This window comes from Mesorhizobium sp. W067 (genome assembly GCF_054719525.1).
Genome location: NZ_JBTTII010000001.1, coordinates 4,349,324 through 4,373,536 on the forward strand (window position 1 = coordinate 4,349,324; position 24,213 = coordinate 4,373,536).

General features: G+C 63.9%; 28 protein-coding genes. 16 read left to right on the forward strand and 12 right to left on the reverse strand.

Annotated elements, in window-relative coordinates; translation table 11 throughout:
- The first annotated feature begins 46 nt into the window (after positions 1–46).
- Positions 47–1,297, forward strand: coding sequence for a glycoside hydrolase family 5 protein (locus ACYG97_RS21200; RefSeq protein ID WP_023733016.1), 1,251 nt, complete (start codon positions 47–49; stop codon positions 1,295–1,297).
- Between the two features lie 144 nt (positions 1,298–1,441).
- Here the strand turns inward: ACYG97_RS21200 and ACYG97_RS21205 are convergent, their stop codons facing one another.
- The 6 genes from ACYG97_RS21205 to ACYG97_RS21230 form a co-directional block, all read right to left on the reverse strand.
- Complete coding sequence (locus ACYG97_RS21205; protein WP_023684177.1) at positions 1,442–2,344, reverse strand: metallophosphoesterase; 903 nt, start codon at positions 2,342–2,344, stop codon at positions 1,442–1,444.
- A gap of 136 nt (positions 2,345–2,480) precedes the next feature.
- On the reverse strand, positions 2,481–3,518 hold the full coding sequence (gene ruvB / locus ACYG97_RS21210; protein ID WP_023688958.1) for a Holliday junction branch migration DNA helicase RuvB: 1,038 nt from the start codon (positions 3,516–3,518) through the stop codon (positions 2,481–2,483).
- 43 nt (positions 3,519–3,561) lie between these two features.
- Positions 3,562–4,182 carry a Holliday junction branch migration protein RuvA gene (gene ruvA, locus ACYG97_RS21215; RefSeq protein WP_023733015.1) on the reverse strand — a complete coding sequence of 207 codons (621 nt, stop codon included), beginning with the start codon at positions 4,180–4,182 and terminating at the stop codon, positions 3,562–3,564.
- A 10-nt stretch (positions 4,183–4,192) separates the two neighbouring features.
- Positions 4,193–4,699, reverse strand: coding sequence for a crossover junction endodeoxyribonuclease RuvC (gene ruvC, locus ACYG97_RS21220; RefSeq protein ID WP_023733014.1), 507 nt, complete (start codon positions 4,697–4,699; stop codon positions 4,193–4,195).
- Between the two features lie 67 nt (positions 4,700–4,766).
- On the reverse strand, positions 4,767–5,297 hold the full coding sequence (gene rcdA, locus ACYG97_RS21225; RefSeq protein ID WP_023688956.1) for a protease adaptor protein RcdA: 531 nt from the start codon (positions 5,295–5,297) through the stop codon (positions 4,767–4,769).
- A 386-nt stretch (positions 5,298–5,683) separates the two neighbouring features.
- Positions 5,684–6,064, reverse strand: a complete 381-nt coding sequence (locus tag ACYG97_RS21230; RefSeq protein ID WP_023668767.1) for a hypothetical protein — start codon at positions 6,062–6,064, stop codon at positions 5,684–5,686.
- Between the two features lie 311 nt (positions 6,065–6,375).
- Between ACYG97_RS21230 and ACYG97_RS21235 the strand changes: the two genes are divergently transcribed.
- A complete protein-coding gene (locus tag ACYG97_RS21235) occupies positions 6,376–6,927 on the forward strand; it encodes a DUF2269 family protein (RefSeq protein ID WP_023733013.1) in 552 nt (183 codons plus the stop codon).
- A 7-nt stretch (positions 6,928–6,934) separates the two neighbouring features.
- Here ACYG97_RS21235 and ACYG97_RS21240 read toward each other — a convergent pair whose 3' ends face one another.
- Positions 6,935–7,705, reverse strand: a complete 771-nt coding sequence (locus ACYG97_RS21240) for a sulfite exporter TauE/SafE family protein (RefSeq protein ID WP_023668765.1) — start codon at positions 7,703–7,705, stop codon at positions 6,935–6,937.
- Positions 7,706–7,934: 229 nt separating this feature from the next.
- Between ACYG97_RS21240 and ACYG97_RS21245 the strand changes: the two genes are divergently transcribed.
- Positions 7,935–8,432 carry a GNAT family N-acetyltransferase gene (locus ACYG97_RS21245; RefSeq protein WP_023733012.1) on the forward strand — a complete coding sequence of 166 codons (498 nt, stop codon included), beginning with the start codon at positions 7,935–7,937 and terminating at the stop codon, positions 8,430–8,432.
- On the opposite strand, the gene ACYG97_RS21250 is transcribed toward ACYG97_RS21245, so the two are convergent.
- Entirely contained in the window at positions 8,389–8,826 is a 438-nt protein-coding gene (locus tag ACYG97_RS21250) for an Lrp/AsnC family transcriptional regulator (protein ID WP_023704892.1), read from the reverse strand. The two genes, ACYG97_RS21245 and ACYG97_RS21250, sit on opposite strands and share 44 nt — an antisense overlap.
- A gap of 129 nt (positions 8,827–8,955) precedes the next feature.
- Here ACYG97_RS21250 and ACYG97_RS21255 point away from each other — a divergent pair, with 129 nt between their 5' ends.
- The 3 genes from ACYG97_RS21255 (at position 8,956) to ACYG97_RS21265 (ending at position 11,773) form a co-directional block, all read left to right on the forward strand.
- A complete protein-coding gene (locus ACYG97_RS21255; RefSeq protein ID WP_023733011.1) occupies positions 8,956–9,873 on the forward strand; it encodes a DMT family transporter in 918 nt (305 codons plus the stop codon).
- Positions 9,874–10,014: 141 nt separating this feature from the next.
- Positions 10,015–10,662 (forward strand): thiamine phosphate synthase, encoded by a 648-nt coding sequence (locus tag ACYG97_RS21260; RefSeq protein WP_023733010.1) that lies wholly within the window; start codon positions 10,015–10,017, stop codon positions 10,660–10,662.
- Positions 10,663–10,708: 46 nt separating this feature from the next.
- Entirely contained in the window at positions 10,709–11,773 is a 1,065-nt protein-coding gene (locus ACYG97_RS21265; RefSeq protein ID WP_198029680.1) for a tetratricopeptide repeat protein, read from the forward strand.
- A gap of 9 nt (positions 11,774–11,782) precedes the next feature.
- Here ACYG97_RS21265 and ACYG97_RS21270 read toward each other — a convergent pair whose 3' ends face one another.
- Positions 11,783–12,799, reverse strand: a complete 1,017-nt coding sequence (locus ACYG97_RS21270; protein ID WP_023733008.1) for a zinc-dependent alcohol dehydrogenase family protein — start codon at positions 12,797–12,799, stop codon at positions 11,783–11,785.
- A gap of 101 nt (positions 12,800–12,900) precedes the next feature.
- Here ACYG97_RS21270 and ACYG97_RS21275 point away from each other — a divergent pair, with 101 nt between their 5' ends.
- From ACYG97_RS21275 to ACYG97_RS21310, 8 genes are all read left to right on the forward strand, one after another.
- Positions 12,901–13,764, forward strand: coding sequence for a LysR family transcriptional regulator (locus tag ACYG97_RS21275; RefSeq protein ID WP_023733007.1), 864 nt, complete (start codon positions 12,901–12,903; stop codon positions 13,762–13,764).
- Positions 13,765–13,905: 141 nt separating this feature from the next.
- Entirely contained in the window at positions 13,906–14,472 is a 567-nt protein-coding gene (gene efp / locus ACYG97_RS21280; protein WP_023668757.1) for an elongation factor P, read from the forward strand.
- Between the two features lie 22 nt (positions 14,473–14,494).
- Positions 14,495–15,295: an inositol monophosphatase family protein gene (locus tag ACYG97_RS21285; protein WP_023733006.1), complete on the forward strand. Its 801-nt coding sequence runs from the start codon at positions 14,495–14,497 to the stop codon at positions 15,293–15,295.
- Between the two features lie 206 nt (positions 15,296–15,501).
- Entirely contained in the window at positions 15,502–16,122 is a 621-nt protein-coding gene (gene trhA, locus ACYG97_RS21290; protein ID WP_245260745.1) for a PAQR family membrane homeostasis protein TrhA, read from the forward strand.
- A 179-nt stretch (positions 16,123–16,301) separates the two neighbouring features.
- Complete coding sequence (locus tag ACYG97_RS21295) at positions 16,302–17,327, forward strand: MotA/TolQ/ExbB proton channel family protein (RefSeq protein WP_023668754.1); 1,026 nt, start codon at positions 16,302–16,304, stop codon at positions 17,325–17,327.
- Position 17,328: 1 nt separating this feature from the next.
- Positions 17,329–18,360, forward strand: coding sequence for a peptidoglycan -binding protein (locus ACYG97_RS21300; RefSeq protein ID WP_023684164.1), 1,032 nt, complete (start codon positions 17,329–17,331; stop codon positions 18,358–18,360).
- Between the two features lie 238 nt (positions 18,361–18,598).
- The gene (locus tag ACYG97_RS21305) at positions 18,599–18,775 is read left to right on the forward strand and encodes a hypothetical protein (protein ID WP_348626115.1); all 177 of its coding nucleotides are present in this window, start codon (positions 18,599–18,601) and stop codon (positions 18,773–18,775) included.
- Between the two features lie 10 nt (positions 18,776–18,785).
- Positions 18,786–18,989, forward strand: coding sequence for a hypothetical protein (locus ACYG97_RS21310; protein ID WP_348626114.1), 204 nt, complete (start codon positions 18,786–18,788; stop codon positions 18,987–18,989).
- A gap of 112 nt (positions 18,990–19,101) precedes the next feature.
- Here the strand turns inward: ACYG97_RS21310 and ACYG97_RS21315 are convergent, their stop codons facing one another.
- Positions 19,102–19,455: a DUF1304 domain-containing protein gene (locus ACYG97_RS21315; RefSeq protein WP_023668751.1), complete on the reverse strand. Its 354-nt coding sequence runs from the start codon at positions 19,453–19,455 to the stop codon at positions 19,102–19,104.
- 146 nt (positions 19,456–19,601) lie between these two features.
- On the opposite strand from ACYG97_RS21315, the gene ACYG97_RS21320 reads away from it, so the two are divergent.
- On the forward strand, positions 19,602–21,089 hold the full coding sequence (locus ACYG97_RS21320; protein ID WP_023733004.1) for a carboxypeptidase M32: 1,488 nt from the start codon (positions 19,602–19,604) through the stop codon (positions 21,087–21,089).
- A 10-nt stretch (positions 21,090–21,099) separates the two neighbouring features.
- On the opposite strand, the gene ACYG97_RS21325 is transcribed toward ACYG97_RS21320, so the two are convergent.
- Positions 21,100–22,902: an ABC transporter transmembrane domain-containing protein gene (locus ACYG97_RS21325; RefSeq protein ID WP_023733003.1), complete on the reverse strand. Its 1,803-nt coding sequence runs from the start codon at positions 22,900–22,902 to the stop codon at positions 21,100–21,102.
- Between the two features lie 204 nt (positions 22,903–23,106).
- Here ACYG97_RS21325 and rpmE point away from each other — a divergent pair, with 204 nt between their 5' ends.
- Positions 23,107–23,328 (forward strand): 50S ribosomal protein L31, encoded by a 222-nt coding sequence (rpmE, locus tag ACYG97_RS21330; protein WP_023668748.1) that lies wholly within the window; start codon positions 23,107–23,109, stop codon positions 23,326–23,328.
- Between the two features lie 186 nt (positions 23,329–23,514).
- On the opposite strand, the gene ACYG97_RS21335 is transcribed toward rpmE, so the two are convergent.
- Positions 23,515–24,156, reverse strand: coding sequence for a TetR/AcrR family transcriptional regulator (locus tag ACYG97_RS21335; RefSeq protein ID WP_023684159.1), 642 nt, complete (start codon positions 24,154–24,156; stop codon positions 23,515–23,517).
- Between the last annotated feature and the right edge of the window lie 57 nt (positions 24,157–24,213).

The following is a 24,213-nucleotide window of genomic DNA, read 5'->3' on the forward strand; positions in this document are numbered from 1 at the left end:
CCGGCGGGGCACCTGTCTTGCCAAAATCACCAGCGCAGCAAACCGGATGGCACTGTTGACGGCGAGGATCAAGACCTTGATGGCAGCGCTGCTGGTGCTGGCGGCGTCTGCGCTTCCCGGTCAGGCCGCGAGCTTTTCGATGAAGCGCGGCCTCAACCTCGACCAGTGGACGACCTGGGTCGGGGAAGACAAATGGAACGACCGACAAGCCATCCTGCCCTATCCGGAATGGCGCAAGTTCCTCGACGAGGGTGACCTCAAGGCGCTGAAGGCCGCCGGTTTCGACTTTCTGCGCATGCCGGTCGATCCCTCGCCGTTTATGTCGGATCAGACACTGGCGCTGCGTGACGACCTTTATGCCAGCGTGCGGGACTCGGCGCGCATGATCAACCGGGCCGGTCTGAAAGTGATCGTCGACATGCACCTGATCCCGGCCGGCGGCGGCCGCGAGATCGGCATGGGCCAGGTGATGGACGATCCCGCAACCTTCGACGCCTATGTCGAGGTCGTCCGCAAAATGGCGCGCACGCTTGCCACTGAGGACCCGGCGCAGGTCGCTTTCGAGCCGATGAACGAGCCTATCGTCGACTGCGACAGCGATGGCACCAGCCTGTGGCCGGAGCGTCAGCAAAAGCTGTTCGCGGCCGCGCGCGCCTCGGCCACCAGGCTGACGCTGATCCTGACCGGCGCCTGTTATTCCAATGCGGCTTCGCTGGTCAAGATCGACCCAAAGTCGATCCCCGACGACAACCTCATCTGGACCTTCCACTCCTACGACCCGTTCCTGCTGACGCATCAGGGCGCGACCTGGGCCGGCGATTTCATTCTTTATGTTACCGGGCTGCCCTATCCGCTGACCGCGGTGCCGCGCGCCGAGCTCGATGCGACGCTGGATGCGATCCGCGCCAAGATAAAAGCCGAGGCGCCATGGACCAGACGGAACGGCCTGCTCGCCTATCTCGATGAACAAGCCGCCAGCATAAACACGGACGAAAAGCTGCTCGGCGTCATGGATGCGCCGTTCGAAAAGGTCGAGGCCTGGGCGAAGGCCAACGCCATCAAGCCGGAAAACATCACGCTGGGCGAGTTCGGCATGATCCGACAGGAGTATGGCAACCCCTATGTGATGCCGCCCAAATACCGCGCCGCCTATGTCAAGGACATGATCGCGCGCGCCGAGGCGCATGGCTTCTCATGGTCGGTGTGGAGTTTTGGCGGCGCCTTCGGCATCGTCGATGCCTTCAACGGCGAAAAGGCCGAACCCGCCGTGATGGATGCAATCCGCTCGCTCCATTAGCCCTAGGGCATGTCGAGATCCAGATCAGGCCGAGTCGGAAATGAGGGGTCCGAGAACCGGAACGGAGCGGACTTTGGTCCGTGACTACCGGAAGCGCAGGAACACCTCATTTGCAGGCCGGCATCACCTGAATACCGGCATGCTCTAACCGAGGTCGATCTGTAGGATCTCCGGCCGCATGCCAAAGCGCACCGGCGCGATGCTGAAGCCGAGCCCGCCTGACACGATCAAATTGCGGTCATTCTCGACGACATGGCCATAGGCAAAGCGGTTGCCGAAGCGGGACGGCACCACCGGTGAATATCCGAACAGCCTGACCTGCCCGCCATGTGTGTGGCCCGACAGCGTCAGCGAAACCCGCCACGGCACTTTCGGGAAAATGTCAGGCTCATGCGCAAGCAGGATGATCGGTGCCTGGTCGGTGATCTTGGCCAGCGTGCCGTCGAGATCGTCGAGGCCTTCAAATTTGTCGCGGCCTGCGGCCTTGTTCGGTAACAGGGCCAGCTGGTCGGCGAGTCCGGCGATCCAGAAGCCGTATCCATTCTTTTCCAGACGCACAGCGTCGTTCTCCAGAACCGAGATGCCGGCTTCCTCCAATGCCTTGCGCGCCACAGTCGGCCCCGCTCCGGCCTGCTGCGCGAAAGGATCGTGCCACCAGTCGTGATTGCCGAGGATCGACAGGACACCAAGCGGCGCCTTCAGTCCTGACAAGGCCGGCGCCCATTCATGGGCCTCCACCCGGTTCGTCACCAGGGACATGCCTGAGATATAGTCGCCGAGCAGTACGATCAGATCGGGCTGCAGCACGTTCGCACCCTCGACGAGCGAAGCGATCCGCTCAGGCGTCATCCAGGGGCGGCAGGCGTGAATATCGGCAAGTGCTACAACGCGCAGCTTCAAGCCCGCCGGCCAATGCGGCGGCGTCAGCCGGTAGCGCTTCACATGGGTCAACAGCATCGGCTCGATGCCGACCGCATAGGCACTGAGCGACGCCAGCGAGAGGAACGAACCCCCGACGAATTTCAGGAACCCGCGTCTGGTGATCACTTTTCTGGCTCCGACGCTTGATCGGAGCAGTTCGCGCCGACACTACGACGCCCGATAGCATCCAGGAATGCGCCTTCACGCTGGCAGGCTTGAGGAAATTCTGCGCAGACAGCCCGTTCCGGAGGACAAATCTCCGTTACTCTTCCTGGAACAGGTTGATCTGCTGCTGCGCCAGATCCTTCGGTGCGTCGAGGCCGAGATGGCGCCAGGCATTGGCGGTCAGCACGCGGCCGCGTGGCGTGCGTTGGATGAAACCCTGCTGGATCAGATAGGGCTCGATAATGTCCTCGATGGCGTCGCGCGGCTCGGATAGGCCGGCGGCGATGGTTTCGATGCCGACCGGCCCACCACCGAAATTGCGCGCGATCATCGAGAGATAGCGGCGGTCGAGCGCGTCGAGGCCGAGCGCGTCGACCTCCAGCCGCGTCAGGGCTTCGTCGGCAACCTGCTTGTCGACGTGACCGTCGCCGGCAACGGAGGCGAAGTCGCGCACCCGGCGCAGCAGCCGGCCGGCGATGCGCGGCGTGCCGCGGGCGCGACGTGCGATCTCCAGCGCGCCATCGTCGCCAAGCGGCATTTGCAGGATGCGGGCGCCGCGCCGCACGATCTGCTCCAGTTCCTCGACAGAATAGAAATTGAGCCGCACCGGAATGCCGAAGCGATCACGCAGCGGGTTGGTCAAAAGGCCGAGCCTGGTGGTGGCGGCAACGAGCGTGAAGCGGGCAAGATCGATCTTGACCGAGCGTGCCGCCGGACCTTCGCCGATGATCAGGTCGAGCTGGAAATCCTCCATCGCCGGGTAAAGGATCTCCTCGACTGCCGGATTGAGCCGGTGGATCTCATCGATGAACAGCACATCGCGGTCTTCGAGATTGGTGAGAAGTGCGGCGAGATCGCCGGCCTTGGCGATCACCGGACCGGAGGTCGAGCGGAAATTGACGCCGAGCTCGCGCGCCATGATCTGCGCCAGCGTTGTCTTGCCAAGCCCCGGCGGCCCGACGAACAGCACATGGTCAAGCGCCTCGCTGCGGCCCTTGGCGGCCTCGATGAAGACTTTGAGATTGGCCCGCACCGCGGCCTGGCCGACGAAATCGGCGAGCGTCTGCGGCCGCAAGGTCTGCTCAGCATCCTCGCCGCGCTTTTCCGGGGCAATGAGGCGGGGTGAAAGGCTCATGCGGCCTTCCTCGCACAGGGCAAAGGACCGGACAAGCAATCACTCACCGCGCCAGTTCCTTCAGCCCGAAACGAATGAGCTTCGAGGCATCGGCGTCCTCGCCGGCCGTCTTCAGCGCCGCCGCGACAGCATTGGCTGCTGTGTCGCGCGAATAGCCGAGATTGACCAGCGCCGAGACGGCGTCCGTAATCGGCGCCGGCGCCACGCCTTCGCCGAGCTCCTGCTTAAGGCCGATGGCGCCGGAGGCGGTTCCGGCATAGGCCGGCGCCTTGTTCTTCAACTCGGTGACGATTCGCTCGGCCACCTTCTTGCCGACGCCGGGCGCGCGGCTGACCATGGCGATGTCGCGCAGCGCGATCGCATTGGCGAGGTCTGCCGGCGCCAGCGTCGACAGGATGGCCAGCGCCACCTTGGCGCCGACGCCTTGCACATTGCTCATCAAGAGCCGGAACCATTCGCGTTCAAGCACCGACTGGAAACCGTAGAGCCGGATCATGTCCTCGCGCACATAGGTCTCGATGAACAGCACCACCGCCTCGCCGGGCGAAGGCAGCGCGGCCAGCGTGCGCGCCGAGCAATAGGCGACATAGCCGACGCCGTGCACATCGACGAGGCAGAAATCCTCCTCGATCTCGTCCAGCGTGCCTTTCAATTTGCCGATCATGCGTGATCCCTCATGCCAGCGCCATCCTGTCGGCGACGCTTTGCCGGTGATGCGCGTGGCAGATGGCGATAGCCAACGCGTCGGCGGCATGTTCGGTGTCGAAAACGGCTTTCGGCAACAGCACCTTTACCATCATGTGGATCTGCTTCTTGTCGCCATGGCCAACGCCGATCACCGCCTTTTTGACGGCATTGGGGGCATATTCGGCGACGACAAGGCCGGCGCGCGCCGGCACCAGCATGGCTATGCCGCGCGCCTGGCCGAGCTTCAGCGTCGCCACGGCATCCTTGTTGACGAAGGTCTGTTCGACGGCCGCCTCGTGCGGCATGGCGCTGTGCACGATATCGGCGAGGCCGTCATGCAGCTGGCACAGCCGCCTCGCCAGTGCCGCCTTGTCGTCGGAGCGTACAGTGCCGGAGCTGATAAAGCGCAGCGAGTTGCCGAGGCTCTCGACGATGCCCCATCCGGTGCGCCTCAGCCCCGGATCGATACCGATAATGCGAATCGCTTCCCTCATGCGCGAAGTCTACCTCCGGCGCACAGCGATGTCAGGGAAATGTGAACAAACCGGAAACGGGAAGCGTTTAACCTCGAGCGAAAGCCGTATTCAGCAGCGTGATCTGGTCGGAAACCGGATTGGCGCGGCGGCCTGTTACCGGCGTCTCGGCAAACGCGCCGCCATAGATCTCTTCGTCCATGCGGCGCACCAGCGCCTGCAGGCGCAGCGAGCGGGTGACGAGGTCGAGGAAATCCTTCGGCAGTTCGCCCCAGCCGACCGCTTCGTCATGCGCCGAGGCGGTGTCGAGACGCACCTTGGATTTTTCCGAGGCGACCTGGTCGCGGGTCATCTCGCCGGAATTTGCCGCCCGCTGCAAAAGCAGCCAGGAGGCGACCTGCATCAGCCTTGTGGTCAGCCGCATCGATTCGGCCGCATAGAGCGTCGCCGCCAGTCTGGACAGCTTCTTGGCCTCGGCCCGGCCCTTGCCGTCGAGATATTCCGCTGCTTGCTCAACCAGGCCCATGCCTTCCTGGTAGAGCGGTTTGAAGGATTGGGAGAAAACCCGGCGTTCCGCCAGCTTGATGGTTTTCGCGCTGCCCTTCGAAGGCTCGTTCATCGATACGCCCCTGCACTGCCCCGTCGGCTGATTCGGCTTCATCGCCGTCACGCCGGCACCCTAGATGACTGAAGCTTGAAAATGCGCTTCGCCGCCGGCGAAGGCAAGCACATGTTTAACAAACGGTTAACGCCTGCGCAGGGGCGCCAAGCGGACCAAAAGCAGACAAAAAAAGAGCCGCGGATAAGGCGGCTCTCAGGAGTTTAACAGGGAGGCGTCAAACGAAGTGGCTCCAACCACTCGGTAAGAATCCAGATCACTGGATGGACATAGTAAACACCTGTAAAGCTTAATGGACCCTTAACGGCGCGGATATTTCTTGATCGACCGCTGCCCTTCTGTGCCGTATAAGCACAACGGCCCCCGAAGCCTGATCGTCAGCTTGTTCATGCCTTCTTCCATACAGCCGGCAAGGAAATGAAGGCGAACAGCAGCATTGCCGCATAAAAGCCCATCGAGGAGGAAGCCAGCACCGGCTCGATCTCCGGATGGCCGGCAAGTTCAAAGTAAAGCCCGATCATCAGTGCGATTCCGCAGATTGCTGTCAGCCAGAAATGCACGACCGCAATCGTCTTTTGCCCGACCGCTGGAAACAGGTGGTAGAAGAAAGCAAACACCGCCGACATCAGCCAGCCCGCCACCATGGTGTGCGCGTGGGTCGGCATCTGCCCATGGTCATTGGAGATCGCCATATGCAGGCCGAGCGCCATGCCGCACAGGGAATAGATGACGGCCAGGGTGAAGAAATTTCGTGCTACGCCTTGCATGGGATACCCTCGTTGGTTGTTTCAGACTTGGTCCGACCGCGCGCGGCCAAAATGGAGCGTCGGTCGCGAGCGGCTTAGTCCCCGCAGGTTTCAGGATCATGCCGCGAAACCAGCCAATGCCGACACGGCGTCTATCCGGCAAATGCCGGGTATTGTGCGGGCTGGCGGTAAAATCCGGCGACGGCGCCTCCGCAACAAGCCGGCACCCACGCGGCATCTTCTGGATACATGTACGGAGATAATCCGCCCTCCTTCGGAAGCAGACGCGCGAAAGCAGCGTTTACCCCCGGAACGATGCACAAGGAGCGGCAATGGACTGGTATTCTCTCTTCAAATTCCTGCATGTCATGGCAGCGATCCTCTGGCTCGGCGGCGGTTTCGCCATGCTGCTGGTTTCGATACTCGCCGATCGCGACGGCGACGACGAGACGCTGATGGTCATGCTGAGAACGACGGACAAACTCGGCTTGCGTCTGTTCGTGCCGGCGTCTATCGCGACCCTGGCTTCTGGTCTGGTGCTGACTTCGCTATGGACCGGCTTCTCCGACCTTTGGGTCGTCATCGGCCTTTGCGGCTACGCCGCCGCGTTTCTGACCGGTATCCTCGTGCTGAAGCCTTCGTTCGAAAAGCTTGCCACAATGCTTGCCGCGGACGGCATGACCCCGGCTGCCATAGCGTTTGGGCGCCGCATGATACGGATCGTCAAGTTCGATTTCGTCATCATGATCGTCGCCGTCGCCGACATGGTGCTGAAGCCGACCGCGCACGACATCGCCACTCTCGGCGCCATGGCGGTCGTGGTCGTTGGTGGTGCATCGCTGACCTTTGCGAGCGCCCCGCGAACCAAACCGGCAGCCGCCTGAGCGGGATTTAGAGCAGGCCGGCGATCCCGTCCCAAAGCAGCTTGACCGCGACCACGGCCACGGTCGCGTAGGTGAAGGGATAAAAAATCTCCGGCCGCATGCGCCGCACCAGCCAGGCGCCGGCGATGGTGGCCAGCGGCGCCAGCGGCATCAGCACGGCCGACGCCGTCAGGTTGGCGGTGTCGAACTGGCCAAGCGCGAAATAGGGGATCAGCTTCAGCGCGTTGGTGGCGGCAAAGAAGATCGCCGATGTCCCCGACAGCACCTTCGGATCGAGCCGGATCGGCAGCGCATAGACCTGGAAGGGGGGCCCGCCGACATGGGCGACGAAGCTGGTGAAGCCGGCGACGGTGCCCCAGAAGGCGGCGGCGATGCGGTTGGGCGCCGCCGCATGGTCGGAACCGTGGCGGAACTGGAGATAGAGCCAGCGCAGCACGAAGATCAGCGCGACTGCGCCGACGATCAGCCGCACCATCTCTTCGGTTACGAGCGCTGCCGTCAGCCAGCCGAGCCCAATGCCGATCACCGCGCCCGGCATCATGTCGACCAGCATCTTTCTGTCGTAGACGCCCCACCACGTCCACACCGAAACGATGTCCATCAGGCACAGGATCGGCAGCAGGATGGCCGCCGCCTGCACCGGCGGCATGGCCAGCGCCATCAAAGGCACGCCGACGAAGCCGACAGCGCCGCCGAAGCCGCCTTTCGACAGCCCGACAAGTATCACCGCCGGAATGGCGGCGGCATAAAACCACGGATCGGCGAGCAGACCTGACATGAACTGGAAATGCTGGAGGGAAGACGGTTGCCCTGCAATAGCCCAGAAACCCTTGCGCCGCGACCGGGAAAATGCCGGCCGTGTCGATCAACTGTGCGTAAAGCGACGGTTCCGGATTTACGGCAAGATCGCCGCCGATGCATAAGGGCGCCGTCCGATGCATCAAGTTTTGACCCCAGGTTTTGGCCCCAGGTTTTGACCCCAGGTTTTTGACCCCAGGTTTTTGACAATGAGCGAACCCCACATCCGCCGCGCCGAAGCGGCCGACCTGCCTGCCATCGTAGCCATGCTCGCCGACGATCCGCTTGGCCGCAGCCGCGAGGATGCGACCGAGCCACTCGCCAAGGCCTATCGCGACGCCTTTGCCGCCATCGACGCCGACCCCAACCAGTTTCTTGCCGTGATGACGGATAGCGGCCGCGTCATCGGCACGTTGCAGATCAGCTATCTCGCCGGGCTGTCGCTGCAGGGCGCCTTGCGCGGCCAGATCGAGGCTGTGCGCGTCGTCGCAGACCGCCGCAGCGAACGGCTGGGACAGCGTCTGCTGGAATGGGCGGTCGAACAGTGCCGTGAACGCGGCTGCAAGATTGTCCAGCTGACCACCAACAAGAGCCGCCAGGACGCGCATCGCTTCTATGACCGGCTCGGCTTCAAGGCCAGCCACATCGGCTACAAGCTGGAGCTTAATTCAGTGGCGGCGGACGGCGCCGGATCGGCTGCGCCTTGATGATGGCGGTGCTGGTCTCCGCCTTGTCGGCGATGCGGTCGAGAAGCTTGTCGAGCTCGCCGATGGAGCGCACGTAGAGCCGGGCCACGAAACAGTCGTCGCCAGTGACCTTGTCGCATTCGCCGAATTCCGGGATCTCCTCGATCAGCTTCTGGACGATATGCAGCTTGCCCGGCAGTGGCCGCACCCGCACGATCGCCTGCAGCGGAAACCCCAGCGCCTCCGGGTCGATCTCGATGGTGAAGGCGCGGATGACGCCGCGTTCCTCGAGCCGCCGCAGCCGTTCCGAGACGCTCGGCGACGACAGCCCGACCTGCTGCGCCAGATCCTTCAACGAAGTCCGCGAATCCAGGATCAGGATGTCGAGAAGCTTTCTGTCCAACTCGTCCAGCATTTTCATCTCCTCGCAAAAGGGCAGCGCGCGCCTTATTAAATAAGGTGTTGCCCCCTTATCACCTTTCATAGGGCATATAAACCCTCAAGACGGCATGAGATTATGGCCTCAACAGATAGAGGTATTGTCATGGACAACACGGTACGCGGCACGATCGAGATGACGGCGGCGATGACGATCGTCGGCACGATCGGCTGGTTTGTCGTCATGTCGGGCCAGCCCGTTATGGACGTGGTGTTCTGGCGCTGCGCCTTCGGCGCGGTGGCGCTGCTGATCACCTGCGCGGCACTCGGGCTGCTGCGCGGCAGGCTGACGCTGCGCATTGTTGCCATCGCCGCTCTTGGCGGCGCGGCCATTGTCATCAACTGGCTGTTGCTGTTCAGCGCCTTCTCCCGCGCCTCGATCTCGATTGCCACGGCGGTCTACAACACGCAGCCCTTCATGCTGGTCGGCTTCGGCGCGCTGTTCTTCGGCGAGCGGCTGACCCTGGCCAAGCTGACCTGGCTCGGCATCGCCTTCGCCGGCATGCTGCTGATCGTGCAGACAGGGCCCGATGCGGGTGTCGGTTCCGGCATAACCGGCACAGATTATGTCATCGGCATCGTCATGGCGCTCGGAGCGGCCTTCTTCTGGGCTGTCGCGGCAATCGTCGCCAAGAAGCTCAAGGGCACCCCGCCGCATCTGATCGCGCTGATCCAGGTCTGCGTCGGCGTCATCATGCTGGCGCCCTTCGCCAACCTCTCGCATTTGCCCGCCGATGCCTGGAGCTGGGCCATGCTGGCCACGCTTGGCGTCGTTCACACCGGCCTGGTGTACATATTGATGTACGCCGCCATCCAGAAACTGCCGACGCATCTGCAGGGGTCGCTGTCCTTCATCTATCCTGTCGTGGCGATCCTGGTCGATGTCATGGCTTTCGGCCACCGGCTGCATCCGGCCCAGCTCGTCGGCGCCGCCGCGATCCTGGTCGCCGCCGCCGGCATGAACCTCGGCTGGACTTTGTGGAAAGCCAAACCAACGGTCGAAAGCCCGCAAGCCGTCAAATGAGCCGCAGAGCGTCGGCTCGCCGGCGATCGTAACCAAAGCCAGCGCATCGTTCCCCGCCCGCCTGTTCAAGGCGGGCGCTTTGTTCTATGCCGCAATGCAACCATCTTCGCCCGGCATAGGCGAAACCCGGGATCGAAAGCCATGAACGACGCAACACCCCCCAACCGCTGCCGCATCGTGCTGATCGCACCCAAGGACGCTCCGGCCGAGCGCATTGCGGCTGCCTTCGACGGCGGTGATATCGCTTCGCTGATCCTGCCTGAGAGCGGCATGGACGAGGCTGCCTTCCAGGCCTTTGCAGAACAGATCGTACCGGCCGCGCAAGCGGCCGGCATCGCCGTCATCATCGCCGGCGATACCCGCATTGCCGGCCGTGTCCAGGCCGACGGCATTCATGTCGAGGTTTCCAAGGACGCGCTCGCCGAGACCATCGAACACTTCCAGGGCAAGATGATGGTCGGCGCCGGTGGCGCCAAGACGCGCGACGACGCGCTGGAACTCGGCGAAACCAGACCCGACTACATCTTCTTCGGCCGCTTCGGCTACGACAACAAGCCGGAACCGCATCCGCGCAACCTGTCGCTCGGGCAATGGTGGGCGGACGTGATTGAGATCCCTTGCATTGTCATGGCCGGTTCCGCCATCGCCTCGGTCGAAGCGGTGGCCGCCACTGGCGCCGAGTTCGTGGCGCTGTCCAGCGCCGTCTTTGCCGAAGGCGCCGATCCTAAGGCGGCGATTGCCGCCGCCAATGCGCTGCTCGACCAAACCGCGCCGCGCTTCGGGGGCTGACGTGCGCCGACATGGACTTCCTCTCGCGGTTCTCGTTGCGGCCTTGATGAGCGGGGCAGCGATCGCGGCGGAGACCGTTCCGCTGCCGCAGCCGAGGCCGGACACCAGCGCGCCCGCCCTCAGCGTGCCGGATGCGATCGCTCCCGATGCGGGTGCTCCAAAAGCCGGTGCCACGGATTCCGGCGTCCATATCGACAAGCCCATCGACACCCCGCTGCCGCAGCCGGCGACAACCGCGCCGCTGCCGTCGGCCGACGCGATCAACCCCGAACGTTTCGGCGCCAAGCCGGCGGACCCCGCCTATGGCGCTTTCCAGCGCGGCCTTTACAAGACGGCCTACAATCTGGCGTTGGTGCGAGCTCAGAATGGCGACCCGGCGGCGCAAACGCTGGTGGCCGAGATCCTGTCGCGCGGGTTGGGCGTGCCGCTCAACCCAGCGGAAGCCGCCAAATGGTATGCGCAGGCCGCCGAGCAGGGGATTCCTGAATCGCAGTTCCAGTATGCGCTGATACTGCTCGACGGCCGCTACGTCAAGAAGGACGAGAAGGGAGCTTATGCGCTGATGCAGGCCGCCGCCGAGGCCGGCAACCGGCTGGCGCAGTTCAACTTCGCGCAATTGCTCGTGCAGCAGGATCCGGGCGATGCCGGCATCGCCAGGGCTGTGCCTTATTATGAGCGTGCCGCGGCGACAGGGCTTGCCGACGCCCAGTATGCGATGGCGCAGGTCTATGCCAATGGCGTCGGCGGCAAGACCCGCGACGATGGAAAGGCCCGCAGCTTGCTGGCACAGGCTGCCAGGCAGAACTACGACACCGCGCAGATCGATCTTGCCGCCTGGATGATCGAGGGCCGGGGCGGTGTTCGCGACCTGAAATCCGGCTTCAACTGGATGAAGCAGGCAGCTGAAGGCGGCAATGTCGCTGCCCAGAACCGGTTGGCAAAGCTCTATATGGGCGGCATCGGCACCGACCCCGACCTGATCTTGGCCGGGGCCTGGTATGTGGTCGCCCGCCGCGCCGGCCTTATCGATCCGGAGATGGACGATTTCCTGCAAGGGCTGACCGACGACCAGACAAAGCAAGCCTTGCAGAAGGCCAACCGCCTGCCCTGACACGCAACGTCACTGTGTATGATCCAGCACGACCTTGCCGAAGGGAGAGCCGTGTTCGAGATGGCGAAAGGCCTGCGCTGCCTCTGCCCATGGGAAGACCCGGTCGATCACCGGCCGCAGCCGATTGACGGCGAGCGCCTGGTTCATCGCTTCGAAGGACTCGCGCGAGCCGACCGGTATGCCGCGTGCTTTCACCTGGCGTCGGAAGATGTCGAGCGGATTGATCACCCCTTCGCTGCCGCCGAGATAGCCGATGACATTGATCTGGGCGCCACGCGCCGACGCCTTGAGCGAATCCGCGAAACTCTGGGGACCACCGACTTCGATGATGTGGTCCGCGCCACGGCCATCGGTCAGCGCCAGCACGGCCGACGACCAGTCCGGATTGTCGCGGTAGTTGATGCCGTGATGCGCGCCGAGCTCTTTGGCCCGGACAAGTTTCTCATCGCTACTCGACGTAACGACGACCCGCGCGCCGGCCGCCTTCGCGAACTGCATGGCAAACAGCGATACGCCGCCCGTGCCGAGGCTGAGCACGGTCTCGCCCGGCTTGAGGTTGCCTTCCGTAAACAAGGCATGCCAAGCGGTGACGGCGGCGCAGGGTAACGTCGCCGCCTCTACGTCGCTGAGATGCGCCGGCGCGATGACAGCCGCCTGTTCGTCCAGCCGGGCGAATTCGCTCAGCAAACCGTCGATGGGGCCACCGCGCTGGTATGAGGGTTCGGCCATGGCGAAGCTGCCGCCGACCCATCGCTGCCAGAACGTGCCGCAGACCCGGTCGCCAACCTTGAAGCGGCTGACCTCGGGGCCAAGCGCGACGACCTCGCCGACGCCGTCGGAAAGCGGCACCAGCGGCAAGGGGAATGTCGTGTGATAGCTGCCGCGCGCGATCTCGACATCGCGGTAGTTGAGCGCCGTCGCCTTTACCCTGACGATCATCTCCTGACGGCCGGGCTCCGGCATTGGTCGTTCGACCATCTTGAGATTGTCGATGCCGCCCGGCTTCTGCAGTTCGATTGCCTTCATTGTCGTCGTCCTTTCGTTTGAAAGGAAAATTGCTTGCCAGGCGATGGATTTCAAATTCATAATGTTTACAATGATTATGCTTACGAGACATGGTTCTAGCTATGCTTGAGGAATTGCGCACGCTCGCCCTGTTTGCCGAGGAGGGCTCGATCCAGAAGGTCGCCCGGCGCCTGCCGCTGACGCAGCCGGCTGTGACCCGGCAAATCCAGCGGCTGGAGGACATGCTTGGCACGACGCTGCTCGACCGCCGGCAAAAGCCGCCGCGACTGACGCCGACGGGGCTGGAAGTGCTGGCGCGCGGACGCGATATCATCGCTTCCGTAGAAGCGCTGAAATCCTTCGCCGGAAAGACCGAGCCGGAAGGACTGTTCCGCCTGGGTCTCGCCCATGGCCTCTCGGACCGCGACATCGCCGGGGCCATCGCCAACGCCGCGGCGGCGTTCCCGAAAGTGTCGCTACGGCTCAAGACCGGCTGGAGCGCCGAACTGATCGATCAATTCCAACGCGGCGAGCTCGATGTGACGATTGTTCTGCGATCGTCGGACAAGCCAGGTCCGGAAGCGCTTGGCACTGAACGTCTTGGCGTCATAGCTGCGTCCACCGTCGCCGATCCGGAAGACGGTGGCCGGACACCCATGCCGTGGGTGCTTAGTCCGGCACCTTGCGACGCGCGCCAGAAGCTCACGTCCGTTCTGGTCGGCGGAAGGCGTTATTTCGAGATCGCGGCGGAGATACAGGATCCGGCCTTGCAGATGGAATGGGTCCGTCGGGGGCACGGCCTTGGGCTAGTGCCGTTGCGTCTTGCAAGGCGCGGAATTCCCGACGGCCTCATGCTGGTCAACACGGAAGATGTCGACCTTTCCTTGCAGGTCGCCGCACTTCGTTCGCCTCATCTCAACCGGCTGACTGAGGCTGCGGACGCCATCGTCGAGGCCGTCGGCAAAGTCATTGCGGCCCAGGTTTGAGGCTACCAGCCCTTGTCGGGCGATCTGGCATCCCTTGCCTCTCCTGCCGATTTGTGGTCTTGGGAGCCCGAAATCGCTTATCCAGCGACCATCCTCATATCAACGGCCAAGCCGTTGCTAGCATCCCGGATCAATCTCATCATGGCCAAGATCAATGGCAACGAAATCCGTCCCGGCTATGTCATCGAGCACGATGGCGGACTTTGGGTGGCGGTCAGGACCAACACCGTCAAGCCCGGCAAAGGCGGCGCCTACAACCAGGTCGAACTGAAGAACCTGATCAACGGCACCAAGCTCAACGAGCGCTTCCGCTCGGCCGAGACCGTCGAGCAGATCCGGCTCGACCTGAAGGATTTTTCCTTCCTCTACGCCCAGGACGACGCACTGGTGTTCATGGACACGCAGAGCTACGAGCAGCTCGAGCTGGCGAAGGATTTCGTCGGCGACCGCGCCGCCTTCCTGCAGGACGGCATGATGGTGACGGTTCAGCTCTATGAGGACAGGCCGATCGGCATTTCGCTGCCCGACCAGGTGACGCTGACCATCACCGAGGCCGACCCGGTGGTGAAGGGCCAGACGGCCGCGTCCTCGTACAAGCCGGCGGTCCTGGAAAACGGCATCCGCGTGCTGGTGCCGCCATTCATCGGCGCCGGCGAACGCATCGTCGTCGACACCAACGAACTCACCTACATGCGCCGCGCAGACTGACACGTAGGCAGGAACAGATACGATGGCACGCTCCGCACTTCTCAATGTCATGGTCCAGGCCGCCATGAAGGCCGGCCGCTCGCTGTCGCGCGACTTCGGCGAGGTGCAGAACCTGCAGGTGTCGATGAAGGGACCGGGCGACTATGTCAGCCAAGCCGACCGCAAGGCCGAGGACATCCTGTTTGCCGAACTGTCGAAGGCACGGCCGGGCTATGCCTTCCTGATGGAAGAGCGCGGCATGATCGCAGGGGACGACGACCAGCACCGTTGGATCGTCGACCCGCTCGACGGCACCACCAATTTCCTGCACGGCATTCCGATCTTTTCCATCTCGATCGCGCTGGAGCGACAGGGCCAGTTGGTCGCCGCTGTCATCTACAATCCGGCAATGGATGAGCTCTACACCGCCGAGCGCGGCGGCGGCGCCTACATGAACGATCGCCGGCTGCGCGTTGCCGGCCGCAGCAAGCTCACCGACTGCGTCATCGGCTGCGGCGTGCCGCATCTCGGCCGCGGCCAGCACGGCAATTTCCTCGTCGAGTTGCGCAATGTGATGGCCGAGGTCTCGGGCGTGCGCCGCCTGGGTTCCGCCGCGCTCGATCTCGCTTATGTCGCCGCCGGCCGCATGGACGGCTTTTGGGAAACCGGCCTTTCGGCCTGGGACATTGCCGCCGGCCTGCTGCTGATCCGCGAGGCCGGTGGCTTCGTCTCCGACATGGATGGAGGCCAGGATATGCTCGAGGCGGGTTCGCTCGTCGCCGGCAACGAGGTCATCCAGCGCGCGCTGCTCAAGGCGGTGAAGAAGCCGCTTTCGGCGCGCTGATCACTTGGCATGCCGGCGCGGCGTGCTGAAGCGCCGCAGTCGCAAAACCGCAATCAAAGCTTGAAATACTGCCCGGCGGCCGCCCAGATAAGGGTGACGCAGGATTTTTTATGACGAGCATACCTTCACTATCCTCGCGAGAAGCGCAGCCAGACCAGCCAGTTGAAATCCCTTATGTCGGGCGTTGGCACTACTCGCGTGCGGAGATGATCGCCGATGGCATCGTCCATGCGGTCGGCATCGTGCTGGCGATAGCAGCCGGCTCGGCCTTGCTGGCACTGGCCGCCTTCCATGCCGGTCCCGGCGAATACATCGCCGCCGCCTTCTTTGTGGTGTCGCTGCTGACTGTGCTGTCGATTTCGCTGACCTACAATCTGTGGCCGGTGACGTCGCCGGCGAAGTGGATCTTGCGGCGCTTCGATCATGCGGCGATCTACCTCCTGATCGCCGCGACCTACACGCCCTTTCTGGCCCAGCTCGACGGCTCGCCGCTGGCGCTGCCGATGATTGTCCTTGTCTGGACCGCTGCTTTGACCGGCATTGCCATGAAAGTGTTCCTGCCCGGCCGCTTCGATCGTCTGGCCATTGGCTTCTATCTCGCCATCGGCTGGAGCGGCGTCGTCCTGGTCAAGCCGCTGGTGGCGACGTTGCCGACGACCTCGATCGCGCTGATTGTCGCCGGCGGCATCGTGTACTCCTGCGGCGTCATCTTCTTCGCCTGGAAACGCCTGCGCTTTCACAATGCCCTCTGGCACGGCTTTGTCGTCACCGGCGCCGGGCTGCATCTTGCCGCCATGGTCGACTGCCTGGTCGTCAACCGCCTCTGAACGGCGTGGTGCGGCCCGACAGTCGGGCAATATTGCCAAGCGCCATTCAATTTGGTCACAATTCCGTTTAGAGTCGCGAATTACGTGATCGGCGGCACTGGAGCGGTTCCAGGGAAGTATGAGCGGCTTCCCGTTCGGAATTGCGTCAAGGCAAATAGAGCATCGGAAACGGGGCACGGATGGCTTTTCTCAGATCCTTCGGCGTGGGCAGGCGTTCTGATGTCCTGATGTACGATCCGCACAAACTGTCGAGCCCGCAGGTCTTCCTCCTGACCATGGTCATCTTCCTGGTCATCGTCGCCTTCATCGCCGCCATCCTCACCCGCCAGATCTCGACCGCTTTCGGGAGCAATCCCGGCCTCAATGGCCTCATCGTCGGCGTCCTTGTGGTCGGCATCCTGCTCGCCTTCGCCCAGGTCGGACGACTGTTTCGCGAAGTGCGCTGGGTCAATTCCTTCCGCGCCGGTTCCGAAACCACCGAGCCGGTGCTGCTGGCTCCGATGAAGGCGATGATCGGCCGCTCCTCGACGGTCGCCTTCTCGACGTCTTCGATGCGCACCATGCTGGATTCGATCGCCACCCGCCTCGACGAAAGCCGCGACACCTCGCGCTATCTCGTCGGGTTGCTGGTGTTCCTCGGTCTGCTCGGCACCTTCTGGGGCCTGCTCAACACCATCGGCTCGATCCGCGAAACCATCGAATCGCTCGATCCCGGCACCGGCGACGCCGCCGCCGTGCTCGATTCGCTGAAGCAGGGGCTGTCGGCGCCGCTGGCCGGCATGGGTACGGCCTTTTCGTCCTCGCTGTTCGGCCTTTCCGGGTCGCTGGTGCTAGGCTTCCTCGACCTGCAGGCCGGCCGCGCGCAGACCCGCTTCTATACCGAGCTTGAAAACTGGCTCTCCTCGGTCACCGATCTCTCCTCCGACATCGCCGTCGCCGACCCGGCCAAGACTGAATCCTCCGACGAGATCCGGGTCCTGTCGGAACGGCTGCGCAGCATGCAGGAAAGCGGCGGCGGCTCCAATCCGCGCGTCGCCACCGCCATGGCCAATCTCGCCGACGGCATTTCCGGACTGGTCAAGAACATGCGCTCCGAGCAGCAGATCATGCGCGACTGGGTCGAGGCCCAATCGGACGAGCAGAAGGCGATGCGCAACACGCTGGAAAAGATCGCCGACGCGCTGAAGAAACCCGGGGTCCACTAGCATGGCTCTCGCCAGGGGCCGGCGCACCGATCGCCGGATCGACTATTGGCCGGGCTTCGTCGACGCGCTGTCGACGCTGCTGCTCGCCATCATGTTCCTGCTCACCGTTTTCGTGCTGGCGCAGTTCCTGCTCGGACGCGAACTCTCCGGCAAAGATACGGCGCTCACGCGCCTCAACTCGCAGATCAACGAACTGACGCAGTTGCTGGCGCTGGAGCGCTCGAGCGCGCAGGACAAGGACGATTCGCTGGCCAATCTGCAGGCGTCGCTGTCGGCCGCCGAAGCTGAGAAGAGCCGGCTCGAGCAGCTGCTGGCACAAGGTGCCGGCGCCGGCGACGCCGCCACCCAGCGCGCCGCGGAACTCGGCGGCGAACTCGACAGCCAGCGCCAGATCAGCCAGCAGGCGCTGAGCCAGGTCGAGATCCTGAACCAGCAGATCGCAGCACTGCGCAAGCAGATCGGCGCGCTCGAGGACGCCCTCAATGTGTCCGAAACGCGCGACCGCGATTCCAACACCAAGATCGCCGATCTCGGCCGTCGGCTCAACGTCGCGCTGGCGCAGCGCGTGCAGGAGCTGAACCGCTATCGCTCCGACTTCTTCGGCCGCCTGCGCGAAATCCTCGCCGACCGCGAGAACATCCGCATCGTCGGCGACCGCTTCGTCTTCCAGTCGGAAGTTCTGTTCCCGACCGGGTCGGAAGTGATCAACGATGCCGGCAAAGTCGAGATGAAGAAGCTCGCCGATGCCATCATCGAGTTGCAAAAGGAAATCCCGCCCGAGATCAACTGGGTGCTGCGCGTCGACGGCCACACCGACAACAAGCCGCTGTCCGGCGCCGGCCGCTATCGCGACAATTGGGAATTGTCGACGGCGCGTTCGACCTCGGTGGTCAAGTTCCTGATCGAGAACGGCGTGCCCGCCAACCGGCTGGTTGCGGCCGGCTTCGGCGAATTCCAGCCGCTCGACCCCGCCGACACCGAAGACGCCCGCAACAAGAACCGACGCATTGAACTGAAGCTCACCGAACGGTGATTTTCAGTCACGCGAAATGTTTGCCGGATCAACTCTAGGGCGCAACGCCAGGTCGGCAAGGCCTGAAAACATTATCTTTCTTTAATTACACTTCGCGTTTCCGGGCTCCTACTTTGACGCGCAGGGCCGAGAACCGCCGGCGATGCCTCCCATCGCGACGCGACGGAACCGGACGGCCCGCTTCCGGAAGGCGGAGCGAAAGCGCTTGCCCCTTCCATAGCAGGAGGAGACGCACATCATGCGCTCTTTGAAGACTCTCAGGACCGCAACCCTCACGACACTTCTGATCACTGTTCCACTCGCCGGCGCCTATGCCGCCGGACATCACAAGGGCGCCCTCGACGCCAGCGACCCGATCGACATGACCGGTCCGCGCGTGACCGGCCTGATCGAGCAGGTGCGGGGCGTCGAATAGGGCATCACGGATGCGCGCGAGACGAAGGGCATCTCGACCTCGGAAGCAGTGGCTGCATCTGCGTGCTGCGCATATCGGCCAGGCCGCCGAACGGGTCGCCGCTTCGGACCATGGCCGGATCCCGGCCGCGCAATATCACGATCTGCTGCGCCGCCTCGACAATGTCGATCAGAGGCTGATGTCCGACACCGGCAGCGGCTTCAATGATCGGTGATGGCTCCGACGGCGGAAATTATCCGAACGGCTGAGATCCGCTCTGATATCTCCAGGAATGAGGAAGGGACTGTCTGACGCCCCCGGATCTGGCTCCGAGGGCGTCTTTTTTGTCACCAGCCCAGCCACAGCGCAGCGAGGGCCAGCACCGCCGGCACGGTCTGAATATAGAGGATCTTCCGGCTGGCAGTCGCCGCGCCATAGAGGCCGGCGACGGCGATGCAAAGCAGGAAGAACACCTTGATCTGGAATCCCGCCGCGCCGAGATAGAGGCCCCAGATCAGCCCGGCGGCAAGGAAGCCGTTGTAGAGCCCCTGATTGGCGGCGAGCACCTTCGATGCGCTGGCGAAGTCCGGCTTGAGGTTGAACGCCCTGTGCCCGCGCGGTGTGTCCCACGCCACCATCTCCAGATAGACGATAAAGAGGTGGATCAGGGCCACCAGCCCGACCAGGATATTGCCGATCATCTTAGTCTCCCCTCCATGGCGGTGTTCCACCGTCAGCCAGCATTCCACGCACCAGCTCACCGGCGCAAGCTGCATAGCCACCTTTGAGGGTTGCCAATCCTGGCGCGTTGGTATCTTTTCCCGCGGTCCAAAACGCGGAACCTGTCATGTCTTTTCAGAAGCTCGATGATCTCGGCCACAAGCTCGAAGCGCTGGAACATGCGCTCGCTATCCTCGGCGCCGACGAGGCGACTCACATGGCTGTCGGCGGCGGCGAGAAGCGCGCCGAAGCCATGTCGTCCCTGGCCGGGATGCTGCATATCAGGGCAACGGCGCCGGAGATCGCCGACTGGCTCGCCGCCGCCGAACAGGAGGCGCTCAACGAGGAGCAGCAGGCGGCGGTCCGCGAACTGCGTCGCCAATACACCAACCTGACCTGCCTGCCGGTCGAATTCGTCGAGCGCCAGACGGTGGCGCGTATGCGCTCCGAGCAGCTCTGGCGCGACCTGCGCGCCAAGAATGACTGGGCAGGCTTCCTGCCGGCGCTCGAAGGTGTCATCGCGCTGGTGCGCGAGGAAGCCGCTTTGCGCGCCGACGCGCTCGGCCTCGATCCCTACGACGCACTGATGGAGCAATACGATCCTGGCAACCGCGCCGCCGACATCACGCCGGTGTTCACCGAGCTGAAGACATTCCTGAAGGGCTTCGTGCCGGAAGCCCTGGCCGCGCAGGAAGCGCGCCTGGCCAGGCATCCCGTGAAGCCGCTCTCCGGCAGCTATGCGATCGACCGGCAGCGCGAGCTTGGTCTCGCCATGATGGCTTCGGTCGGCTTCGACCTCACCCACGGTTCTCTGTCCGTATCGCACCATCCCTTCTGCGGCGGCGTGCCGAGCGACGTGCGCATCACCACCCGCTACAAAACGTCCGATTTCCTGTCGGCTTTGATGGGCGTGCTGCACGAGACCGGCCACGCGCTCTACGAGCAGAACCTGCCGAAGGCCTGGGCGCACTGGCCGCTCGGCAAGGCGCGCGGCATGGCGGTGCATGAAAGCCAGAGCCTGTTCGTCGAAAAGCAGATCGGCCGCAACCCCGAATTCTGGCGCTGGGCGCTGCCGGTGGTGGAAAAGCATCTCGGCGAGGCCTGGTCGCTGGACGACATCCTGCCGCATGTGCACCGGGTCGAGCGCGGCCTGATCCGCGTCGACGCCGACGAGGTCACCTACCCGCTGCATGTCATCCTGCGCTACGAGTTGGAGCAGGAGCTGGTCTCGGGGCGGCTGCAGGCGGCCGACCTGCCCGAAGCGTGGGACGCCAAGATACGGGAGTATCTTGGCCTTTCGACCATCGACAACCCAGCCGACGGACCGATGCAGGACGTGCATTGGCCAGGCGCCGCCTTCGGCTATTTCCCGTCCTATACGCTGGGCGCCATGATGGCGGCGCAGCAATGGGCTGCGCTGACGCGCGACCATCCTTCAGCCGACAGCGATCTCGCCAGGGGCAATTTCGCCGCCATCAATGACTGGCGCCGCGACAATATCTGGTCGCAGGGATCGCGCTGGTCGACGCCCGAACTGCTTGAGCGCGCCACGGGCGAGAAACTGAATGCCGCGCATTTCACCGAGCATCTCCGCAAGCGGTATGGTCCCGCCTGATTGCGGGTTGCTACTCCGCGGCACCCCTGAAGGCGCTTGCTCCGGTTTCGAACTGCAGCTTGGCCAGCCTTGCATAGATGCCGCCCTTGGCGACCAGGCTCTGGTGCGTGCCTTCCTCGACGATGCGGCCGCCATCCATGACCAGGATGCGGTCGGCCTTCAGCACGGTCGCCAGCCGGTGGGCGATGACGATGGTGGTGCGGCCCTGCATCAGCCGTTCCAGCGCCGTCTGCACCAGCGTTTCGCTTTCGGCGTCGAGCGCCGACGTGGCTTCGTCGAGCAGCAGGATCGGCGCGTCGCGCAGGATGGCGCGGGCGATCGCCACGCGCTGACGTTGGCCGCCGGACAAGGTGACGCCGCGCTCGCCGACCTGGCTATCGTAGCCCTTGTCGAGCCTGAGGATGAACTCGTCGGCCAGCGCGTCCCCGGCGGCGGCCTCGATCTCGGCATTCGTCGCGCCCGGCCTGCCAAAGCCGATATTGTCGCGCGCGCTTGCCGCAAAGATGGTGACATCCTGCGGCACGATCGCAATGCGCTCCCGCACTTCAGCCGGATCGGCTTCGCGCACGTCGACGCCGTCAATGGCGATGCGGCCGGTTTCGGGATCGTAGAAGCGCAGAATCAGCGAAAAGACGGTGCTCTTTCCGGCGCCCGACGGGCCGACGATCGCCACCGTCTCGCCGGGCTTGACCTGAAAACTCAAGCCGTGGACGGCGGCACGGTCCGGCCTTGCCGGGTAGGAGAAGGAGACGTCGTCGAAACTGATCGCGCCTGTCGCCTTGGCGGGCAGCGGCAGCGGATTGGCCGGCGGTTGAATCGCCGGCGTCTCGTCGAGTATCTCGGTCAGCCTTTCGGCCGCACCCGCCGCCTGGGCAAGCTCGCCCCAGACTTCCGACAGTGCGCCCAGCGCGCCTGCGGCAAACACGGAGTAAAGCAGGAACTGGCCGAGCGTACCGGGCGACATCGTGCCGGCAAGCACGTCACGCGAGCCGAACCACAACACCGCCACGACCGAGGAAAAGATCATGAAGATGGCAAGGAAGGTGAGCAGCGAGCGGGAGAAGATCGACGAGCGCGCCGCTTGGAAGGCGGCTTCCACCGCGGCCGAGAACCGCCCGGTGACCAGCGTCTCGTTGGTGAACGCCTGCAGCGTGCGCACCGCGCCGATCTGCTCGCTGGCATAGGCGGTCGCTTGCGCCAGCGTATCCTGCGCCTGCCGTGACCGGCGCCTCACCGAACGGCCGAACGCGACCAGCGGCAGCACAATGAGCGGAATGGCCGCGATCACTAGGCCCGACAGTTTCGGGCTGGTGACGACCATCATCGCCACCGCGCCAAGGCCGAGGATGACGTTGCGCAACGCCACGGAGGCGGTGGCGCCGACGGCGGATTTCACCTGCGTGGTGTCGGCGGCAAGCCGCGAGACGATCTCGCCCGACTGGGCGGTGTCGAAGAAGGACGGCGAAAGCGTCGTGACATGCGAAAACACGTCGCTGCGGATGTCGGCAACGACCCGCTCGCCGAGCGTGATGACGAAGTAGTAGCGTCCGGCCGACGCCGCCGCCAGAATGGCTGCCATCGCCACCAGGGCGGCGAAATACTCGGCGATGACGACGGTGCCGGAAGCACTGAAACCGTGGTCGATCATGCGCCGCACGGCCAGCGGCAGCGCCAGCGTCGTCGCTGCGGCGATGGCGAGCGAAATGAGGGCGCCTATGACCAGTTTGCGGTAGCGGAATATGTAGGGATATAGGCGCCTGAGCGGCCCGAGCGAGCGCCTGCGCCCGTCTTGCTCGCCGCTGATGTCCGCCATGACCGTTTCCTCTGGCCGCTTCCAGGTTGGCGCTTTCAATATGCGCCTGCCGCGGCCTTGTGATTCAATTCCGGCTGATGTATAGGCTCGCCGACCGTTTTAGAAGCCGTGGCTTTTCAATAGCTGCGGCTTCGAGTTTTAAAAAGGGGCGCATCGACGCAGGCCACGGGCCGTCGGCAGCGCCACAAGCCAGGAAGCACGACAATGAAGGCCGATATCCATCCCGACTACCACACCATCAAGGTCGTCATGACCGATGGCACCGAATACTCGACCCGTTCGACCTGGGGCAAGGAAGGCGATACGATGAACCTCGATATCGACCCGACCACGCACCCGGCCTGGACCGGCGGCCAGCAGACCCTGCTCGACCGCGGCGGCCGCCTGTCGAAGTTCAAGAAGCGCTTCGAAGGCTTCGGCCTCTAAAGTTTACCTGTATCGCTGAATAAAGAACCCGCCTTTGTGGCGGGTTTTTTGTTGCCGTCAAAGTCAGTCGCTTCAAGCTAACGCGCCGATACCTCCCGCTTGTGGGGAGGTCGGCCCAAGGGTCGGATGCGGTCCGACGCGTCCACCCTGCTGCTTCGAAGCGACCCTTCCCAGAGTGGTGCGAGCCTACCCGTCCACCAATTCCCGCAGCGCCATGCGCTTGTAGGCGGCGACCAGCCTGTCGCCCTCCTGCCGATCGACCGAGATCGCCAGCCGCACGGCAGCCTCGCCCATCTGCCAGACCAGAAACGCTGTGGTCTCCAGCGCCACCGGATCGGCGCCGGGATGCAGCCGCTTCAGCACCATGGTCAGGAATTCGGCATTTGCCCGGCTGTCGGCGAGTTCGAGCTGGCGCAGCGCCTTGTCGGCCTGCGTGCCCGACCAGATGTCGCGCATCACCGGCTCGGCCAGGAACAGCTGATAGTAGATATCCACCAGCTCCGAAAACGCCTGCCGCAGGCCCTCGGCGTCGACGACATCCTTGAGCGCCGAGGAGATGCAGGCCTGGCTTTCGGCGGTGTAGCGCTCGGCCAGCGCCCAGACGATCGCCCGCTTGTCGGGAAAGAACTGGTAGAGCGAGCCGATCGACACCGCGGCCCGTTCCGCCACCTCGCCCATGCGCATGGCGTCGCTGCCTTGCTCGGCAATCAGCGCCGAGGCTGCGGCCAGCATGCGCTCGACCCGCTCGCGGCTGCGCTGCTGGGTGGGCGCCCGTCGCGGCGATGCGACCTGCTCCTGGGCAGATGCGGGCGTTGCTGTGTCTTCCATGACGGCCTCCGGTCTCGACAAAATCTGCCGACAGACGGCTTGACTCCCAAAATACGA

Excerpts from the sequence above, each read along its gene's own strand:
- ACYG97_RS21200 (WP_023733016.1), top strand. The coding sequence starts at position 47 with ATGGCACTGTTGACGGCGAGGATCAAGACCTTGATGGCAGCGCTGCTG.
- ruvB (WP_023688958.1), bottom strand. The coding sequence starts at position 3,518 with ATGAGCCTTTCACCCCGCCTCATTGCCCCGGAAAAGCGCGGCGAGGAT.
- ruvA (WP_023733015.1), bottom strand. The coding sequence starts at position 4,182 with ATGATCGGCAAATTGAAAGGCACGCTGGACGAGATCGAGGAGGATTTC.
- ruvC (WP_023733014.1), bottom strand. The coding sequence starts at position 4,699 with ATGAGGGAAGCGATTCGCATTATCGGTATCGATCCGGGGCTGAGGCGC.
- rcdA (WP_023688956.1), bottom strand. The coding sequence starts at position 5,297 with ATGAACGAGCCTTCGAAGGGCAGCGCGAAAACCATCAAGCTGGCGGAA.
- ACYG97_RS21230 (WP_023668767.1), bottom strand. The coding sequence starts at position 6,064 with ATGCAAGGCGTAGCACGAAATTTCTTCACCCTGGCCGTCATCTATTCC.
- ACYG97_RS21235 (WP_023733013.1), top strand. The coding sequence starts at position 6,376 with ATGGACTGGTATTCTCTCTTCAAATTCCTGCATGTCATGGCAGCGATC.
- ACYG97_RS21240 (WP_023668765.1), bottom strand. The coding sequence starts at position 7,705 with ATGTCAGGTCTGCTCGCCGATCCGTGGTTTTATGCCGCCGCCATTCCG.
- ACYG97_RS21245 (WP_023733012.1), top strand. The coding sequence starts at position 7,935 with ATGAGCGAACCCCACATCCGCCGCGCCGAAGCGGCCGACCTGCCTGCC.
- ACYG97_RS21250 (WP_023704892.1), bottom strand. The coding sequence starts at position 8,826 with ATGCTGGACGAGTTGGACAGAAAGCTTCTCGACATCCTGATCCTGGAT.
- ACYG97_RS21255 (WP_023733011.1), top strand. The coding sequence starts at position 8,956 with ATGGACAACACGGTACGCGGCACGATCGAGATGACGGCGGCGATGACG.
- ACYG97_RS21260 (WP_023733010.1), top strand. The coding sequence starts at position 10,015 with ATGAACGACGCAACACCCCCCAACCGCTGCCGCATCGTGCTGATCGCA.
- ACYG97_RS21265 (WP_198029680.1), top strand. The coding sequence starts at position 10,709 with ATGAGCGGGGCAGCGATCGCGGCGGAGACCGTTCCGCTGCCGCAGCCG.
- ACYG97_RS21270 (WP_023733008.1), bottom strand. The coding sequence starts at position 12,799 with ATGAAGGCAATCGAACTGCAGAAGCCGGGCGGCATCGACAATCTCAAG.
- ACYG97_RS21275 (WP_023733007.1), top strand. The coding sequence starts at position 12,901 with ATGCTTGAGGAATTGCGCACGCTCGCCCTGTTTGCCGAGGAGGGCTCG.
- efp (WP_023668757.1), top strand. The coding sequence starts at position 13,906 with ATGGCCAAGATCAATGGCAACGAAATCCGTCCCGGCTATGTCATCGAG.
- ACYG97_RS21285 (WP_023733006.1), top strand. The coding sequence starts at position 14,495 with ATGGCACGCTCCGCACTTCTCAATGTCATGGTCCAGGCCGCCATGAAG.
- trhA (WP_245260745.1), top strand. The coding sequence starts at position 15,502 with ATGATCGCCGATGGCATCGTCCATGCGGTCGGCATCGTGCTGGCGATA.
- ACYG97_RS21295 (WP_023668754.1), top strand. The coding sequence starts at position 16,302 with ATGGCTTTTCTCAGATCCTTCGGCGTGGGCAGGCGTTCTGATGTCCTG.
- ACYG97_RS21300 (WP_023684164.1), top strand. The coding sequence starts at position 17,329 with ATGGCTCTCGCCAGGGGCCGGCGCACCGATCGCCGGATCGACTATTGG.
- ACYG97_RS21305 (WP_348626115.1), top strand. The coding sequence starts at position 18,599 with ATGCGCTCTTTGAAGACTCTCAGGACCGCAACCCTCACGACACTTCTG.
- ACYG97_RS21310 (WP_348626114.1), top strand. The coding sequence starts at position 18,786 with ATGCGCGCGAGACGAAGGGCATCTCGACCTCGGAAGCAGTGGCTGCAT.
- ACYG97_RS21315 (WP_023668751.1), bottom strand. The coding sequence starts at position 19,455 with ATGATCGGCAATATCCTGGTCGGGCTGGTGGCCCTGATCCACCTCTTT.
- ACYG97_RS21320 (WP_023733004.1), top strand. The coding sequence starts at position 19,602 with ATGTCTTTTCAGAAGCTCGATGATCTCGGCCACAAGCTCGAAGCGCTG.
- ACYG97_RS21325 (WP_023733003.1), bottom strand. The coding sequence starts at position 22,902 with ATGGCGGACATCAGCGGCGAGCAAGACGGGCGCAGGCGCTCGCTCGGG.
- rpmE (WP_023668748.1), top strand. The coding sequence starts at position 23,107 with ATGAAGGCCGATATCCATCCCGACTACCACACCATCAAGGTCGTCATG.
- ACYG97_RS21335 (WP_023684159.1), bottom strand. The coding sequence starts at position 24,156 with ATGGAAGACACAGCAACGCCCGCATCTGCCCAGGAGCAGGTCGCATCG.